Annotated in this window: 3 protein-coding genes and 3 pseudogenes; 5 read left to right on the top strand and 1 reads right to left on the bottom strand. The window is 58.5% G+C overall.

What is annotated here, in order from left to right:
- Positions 1-430 precede the first annotated feature (430 nt).
- Complete coding sequence (locus BMI01S_RS43600) at positions 431-565, bottom strand: hypothetical protein (protein WP_255217850.1); 135 nt, start codon at positions 563-565, stop codon at positions 431-433.
- 1,359 nt (positions 566-1,924) lie between these two features.
- Between BMI01S_RS43600 and BMI01S_RS35655 the strand changes: the two genes are divergently transcribed.
- The 5 genes and pseudogenes from BMI01S_RS35655 to BMI01S_RS35640 all read left to right on the top strand — a co-directional run.
- Positions 1,925-2,230 (top strand): hypothetical protein, encoded by a 306-nt coding sequence (locus BMI01S_RS35655; protein WP_028233056.1) that lies wholly within the window; start codon positions 1,925-1,927, stop codon positions 2,228-2,230.
- Positions 2,231-2,276: 46 nt separating this feature from the next.
- A pseudogene (locus BMI01S_RS35650) lies at positions 2,277-3,225 on the top strand (IS4 family transposase); the annotation flags it as partial.
- A 519-nt stretch (positions 3,226-3,744) separates the two neighbouring features.
- Positions 3,745-4,601: pseudogene (locus tag BMI01S_RS35645) on the top strand (reverse transcriptase domain-containing protein); the annotation flags it as partial.
- Between the two features lie 108 nt (positions 4,602-4,709).
- Positions 4,710-4,898 carry a group II intron maturase-specific domain-containing protein gene (locus BMI01S_RS43595; protein WP_255217851.1) on the top strand — a complete coding sequence of 63 codons (189 nt, stop codon included), beginning with the start codon at positions 4,710-4,712 and terminating at the stop codon, positions 4,896-4,898.
- Positions 4,899-5,195: 297 nt separating this feature from the next.
- Positions 5,196-5,597: pseudogene (locus BMI01S_RS35640) on the top strand (IS4 family transposase); the annotation flags it as partial.
- Positions 5,598-5,604: the final 7 nt, after the last annotated feature.

Genomic DNA, 5,604 nt, shown 5'->3' with positions numbered 1-5,604 from the left:
AAAACTTATCGTTATGTCACTGATGATTCAAAATCGCGTCATCGTGCTTTCCTGTTTTTCAGTCCGGCGTTAGTCGCTGAACTCAACCCTGCGCGAGGTGAGTGCAGGAATGCTGGGAGGCTGTAGCGAGATTCCCCACGCGGTCAGCAGGCCATCAAAGTCGGGAGCCGCACCGGTGACCTTTAGGTCGGGGAGGGCGCATCCGGTTAGCCGATACTGCCTCCGTCCTCTCATCCCAGATTCCGGCGATTTGAGTGGCTCCAACACGCCATGACGAACCGCATAGTGCACGGCATCTGATGCGGCGCGCGAAGTCATCAAGCCCGTCGAGGCGATCTGTCTAACGGTGGCTGGCTCGTGCGTACGCAGCCACTCGACCAGCATTTTTGCATTCGCATGTAGCTTCATCGCTGTCGTCACGTCAAAAGATTCACTTCATGAGCCTTACGGCCATCAGCGCCGCGGCGATGACGATCAAGCCGCCGACGCTGTAACCGAGCATCAAAGCGCAGCCGCGTCTTGTAGCACTGTGTACAACAGAATTCGCAACCTGGCCGATGTTCATGTGGCTGCTTGCAAGGCTCCGCATTCTTTATGCCTGCGCGCAGCGACTATTTGAATGGCCACATCGCACACAACGCTCCCAGATGTAATCCCGATCGTTGCTGAGCGTCCGGCCCTGTTCTTTCCACTCTGCCCCAAGAAGGCAGCACTTCACCCTCGCAACAGCGTCCTTCGCTTCGCATTTATCAGGAGCTTTGCAGAGTCGATTCATCCGTTTTCATGAAAAGGCTCGGTGCGCAGGGCTCCGGCAGGGGACCTGGCGAACGAGAAAGTTATTAAAGCCGAATCGCAATGGCGACAATTCTACTTGCCGACATGGAACCGGCCAAAGATTTTTTCGCGTACGCGAAAATCGCCGTCTACCGAATCGGTCTGCGCCATGCAGGCGCCTGCCTGTTCAGGGTATCGCCATCGGGTGGTGGTGCTCCAGACGAGTACCGCCGCGCGCGGAAGTCAATCACGACGTGTGGTCACATGGCGCAGTATCGTCGCGCTGGATGCAGCGTTCACACGACACGATGCCACCTTGTAACTGCTGCTCTTACGGTCGAATCCGGGTTGCTTTGTGTAGCAATTGACCGTGGCTCCGGTCGCGTCAGTCGTAGCTCGTGTTCGAACAACACGCCGCGGAAACTCGCGACGTTCCATTCTTCAGTTAGCCAGTGAGGTTAGAAAGAGGGCTGGACGCCAGCATAGGCTCCGGTTTGCGAACGCCCAGACGGGGGGGATCTGCATTTTGCAGACGAAACACCGACCGCGCTTTGCGCGTCTGCACTCGCCCTACGGGCTCCTTACGCCGCGCAAAGCGTCATCAATGCCAGGCGGCCCCTTCCCTGAACATCGCCTGGCAATCCCCGGTCGCTTAACGGCTCAATTCCATGACGCCGTCGTTCAGTGTCGGATTTAGACCAGCGTTCACAGACGCAACGACGAGGCGGAAAAGGCCGGAGCTTCAGGCCGTTGAGCCGTTGACGGCAGCACATCGATTCGCCACCCGATTTCAATGGAAGGAGGGGAAGTGGAAGTGACCGGCGGTCGCCGCCAATTTTAAAGCCCTTGTTCAATTGCAAACTGCGCACCTGGTTGCTGGAATTCAGCGTACCGTGCCGTCACCCTTGATCAGAATGTCCTGACACTAAATTCAGGGTTTCCCGTGTTTGTTTGCGGTCGTGCCGTATAGCGATACGCTACTTTGTGCATTAGCATAACTAAATGATGACATCATTGCCGCCGCGGCAAGCAGGCTTCTTCTCGAATCAGTTGTTGGACAGCTACATTGACGAATAGCCCGACTAGTTCGACAGCTTCATGCTGTGGCGAACGGAGGGGCTCGGCGATAAACGGAAAAGAAACTTATGCCATGACTCTCAACAGAAAACTAACCTCGACAATCATGATCCTGTGGGTTGGGACCATCATGATTATCTTCTTTTACGCGTGGCAGCACCGGGCTAAGACGATCTCGGATCGCCACGAGAAACTCTCATTGCGTATTGAAGAAGCCAACTCGATCGTCAGCGACTACTACCAGCTTTCGCTGCAGCAGGCGACCCCGGAGGATCAGGCGAAGAAGCAGGCCTTGAAAGTGCCATCGTCGATTCGGTATGGCACAGACGGCTCCCTTACTGCATTCCATTACACACAAGTCGGCGTGAGCGGCTTGTAAACTTTCGCGGCTTGTCGTTTACTCTTGCTTTTTGCACGACGCGCAAATGGCACGAGCAACGGAGAGTTGGGCGGCAATGGAATTCAAGGGTATCGATCTGGGCGACAAGCGCTTGAACCAGCGGGCAATCCTGCTGGCCGAACAACTGTCGGGGAATCCGGCTGCCAGCATTCCGCAGGCGTGCGGTGGCTGGGCCGAGACGGCGGCAGCTCATCGGTTTTTCGCGCAAGACAAGCTGGAATGGACCGACGTCATGGAGCCGCACTGGCAGTGCTCGGCCGAGCGGATGCGGGCATGCGACGTAGTGCTGTGCCTGGATGACACGACCGAGTTGAACTTCAACGGTCAGGACATCGCGGGGCTGGGGCCGTTGTCGTATGAAGCCCAGCGCGGCATGTACGTTCACGCGACCTACGCGGTCACGCCGCAGCGTGAACCGTTGGGCGTGTTGAATGCCTGGATGTGGGCACGTGAGCGCAAGGGCGCCGATGGTGTGCGTGGCGGCGGGAAGGAAAGCACGCGCTGGATTGAAGGATATGAACGAGTGGCCGAGCAGGCGGCGGATCTGCCCGGCACGCAGTTGGTGTACGTTGCGGACCGGGTGTCGGACATCATCGCGCTGATGCGCCGAGCGCACGATCTTGGTTGTCCGGCGGACTGGCTGATTCGCGCCCAGCACAATCGCGTGTTGCCTGAGGGTCAAAGGCTCTGGGATCACGCCACGCAAGCTGAGCCGCTCGGTGAAATCCGTTTCACGTTGCCTGGTCGCCAGCGACAGAAGGCGCGGGAAGTTCATCAGCAAATATGGAGTCGACGGATCGATCTGCCCGGTGCCCTGGGCGGTGTGGTGTCGATCAGTTGCCTGGTCGCGCGCGAGATAGACGCGCCGGCCGGCGTGACGCCGATTCGAATGGCGCTTGCTGACCAATCGCGACGTGCCGGATCTGGCCGAGGCTGCGCGGCTGATCGATTGGTATCGTGCCCGCTGGGAGGTGGGTGTGTCCAGGTAAGGACACGTTATCCAGTCGGTGAAAGTCCGACCGAGGCAAAAGACTCAAGCCTCGTAGCTTGGGAGGCGTCATGGCGCGAAAGCAAGATGACGGAGCCCTCCGACAGTATGCTCAGAAAGGAGTATATGCAACGCACCAGGTTGCAACGTGCAGTGAACGCAGATGTAGCCTCGTCACACGAAACTCCGGTGGCTGAGACGGTCTATAACGCGCGAAAGCAGCAAGATCTGTCCGAAACGAGTCCGATGCGGCAGATCTCACCGGCGGGGTATCAGCGGCGACATGGTGTGAAGGATAACGTGGAAACTGGAGAAGCCCTCGGCATCCGGCGGAGAAATCCCGTCGAGGAGATGTCCGCTATAACCGTGAGTGGGAAGTGTGGACATAGGTGCCAGGGTGACGGATCGGGTTGTAGTACTGTCGATGGGCGTGCATCAAAACGCGCCCGGAGGGAAGGGCCCGGACCGGTGAGCACTCCGTCCAACAATGTGAGGCAGGGATGAGATGACAAAGGCATCCGGCAGTCTGCAGGAACTGAGAAGGCGGATATATCGCAAGGCGAAGTCTGACAAGACTCATCGCTTCTGGGGGCTCTTCGTGCATATTGCGAAGAGGGAAACCCTCGAAGAGGCTTACCGCATCGCCAAAAGAAACGGCGGGGCTCCGGGCATCGATGGTCTGAGCTTTGCAGACATCGAAGCATCGGCACCCGGCGTATTTCTCGCGGAGATACAGGCAGACCTCAAAACAGGCAGGTATGAGCCCAAGCCGAACCGACGGGTTGAGATTCCCAAGAGCAACGGAAAGGTCCGTGTACTTCAGGTTCCTTGCATCCGCGATCGCGTGGTGCAAGGCGCACTGAAGCTGATCCTCGAAGCGGTATTCGAGGCGGACTTCTGCCCCAACTCATACGGATTTCGACCGAAGCGGTCGCCACATCGCGCACTGGCGGAAGTCAGGCGCAGTGTGCTGCGGCGCATGTCGATGGTGGTTGACGTGGATCTGTCGCGCTACTTTGACACGATCCAACATTCAACCCTGTTGGACAAGATCGCGAAGCGCATTCAGGATCCCCAGGTCTTACGCCTGGTCAAGCAGGTTATCAAAGCAGGTAAGTCGGTGTCCCGCAAGGAGGCCCGTTCAGCCCGCTCGCCGCGAACATCTACTTGAACGAGATCGACTGGATGTTCGACGAGATTCGCCGCAAGACGGCGCAGGGACCTTACGAGGCAGTGAACTATCACCGGTTTGCCGACGATATCGTCATCACCGTCAGCGGCCACCACACGAAACGCGGCTGGGCAGAACGCGCCCTGCTGCGTCTGCGGGAACAACTCGTGCCACTTGGCGTCGAGTTGAACACGGAGAAAACCACGGTGGTGGACACGCTGCACGGGGACGCCTTTGGGTTCCTGGGGTTCGACCTGCGTCGCGTGCGCAAACGAGCGGGGAACGGATACTTCATTCGGATGACCCCCAAGAAGAAGGCCCGCCAAGCCATCAAGGCGAAGATTCGCGACATCATCCGGCACGGAGGCTCGACTCCGACCGTGAAGCTGATCGCGAAACTCAACGCTGCGGTAGCGGGTTGGGTCAACTACTTCGGGTCGGCAACGCCAGTCGCGCCTTCAGTGAGGTCCGCGACTATCTGGAGATGAAGGTTCGAACCCTGCTGACGCGGCGCAAGCGACGCCAGAAGCGGAGTGTCGGGTGGCGGCGATGGAGTAACGAGTACCTCTACGGCGTCCTGGGCTTGTACTGGGACTGGAAAACGCGTCCGCTGTCGGGCGCGGAGGAGTTCGCGTGAAAGTGGCTGTCGCACCGACAGGACCCATAACCCTTGCGATGAATCTTACTGGGTGAGCTGCTTGAGGGAAAACCTCACGATCAGTTCTTATGGGGAGGGGCTGGAAACGGGCCGGGTTCACCGCGTACCGCGCCAGATCCTTACCCGACAAACCTTCTTTCATGTGTTGAAGAACGGTTGCCGAGTCGAGGCGCTACAGCTGAGCACGATCGAGCGCATCGAGCGGGCACTGGCCGTGTTCATGGTGGTGGCGTGGCGCATCGCTCGTCTCATGCGGTTAGGCCGCACTTGCCCGGACCTCGATGCCGGACTGCTGTTTGAGCCCGATGAATGGAAGGCCGCCTTCATCCTGAACAAGAAGACCCCGCCCGACAAACCGCCGCAACTGAATGAAGTGGTACGGCTCGTCGCCATGCTCGGTGGCTTCCTCGCGCGCAAAGGCGACGGCGAACCTGGCGTCAAAACCATCTGGCTAGGCATGCAGCGAATAGTGGACTTCGTTGCTGGCATCAGGTACATGCGCGAGGTTGGGCATCAGACTTGTGTGTAATGGAATG

Source organism: Paraburkholderia mimosarum LMG 23256 = NBRC 106338 (assembly GCF_000739815.1).
GTDB classification, from domain to species: Bacteria; Pseudomonadota; Gammaproteobacteria; order Burkholderiales; family Burkholderiaceae; genus Paraburkholderia; species Paraburkholderia mimosarum.
This window is presented reverse-complemented; position numbering and strand designations above follow the sequence as displayed.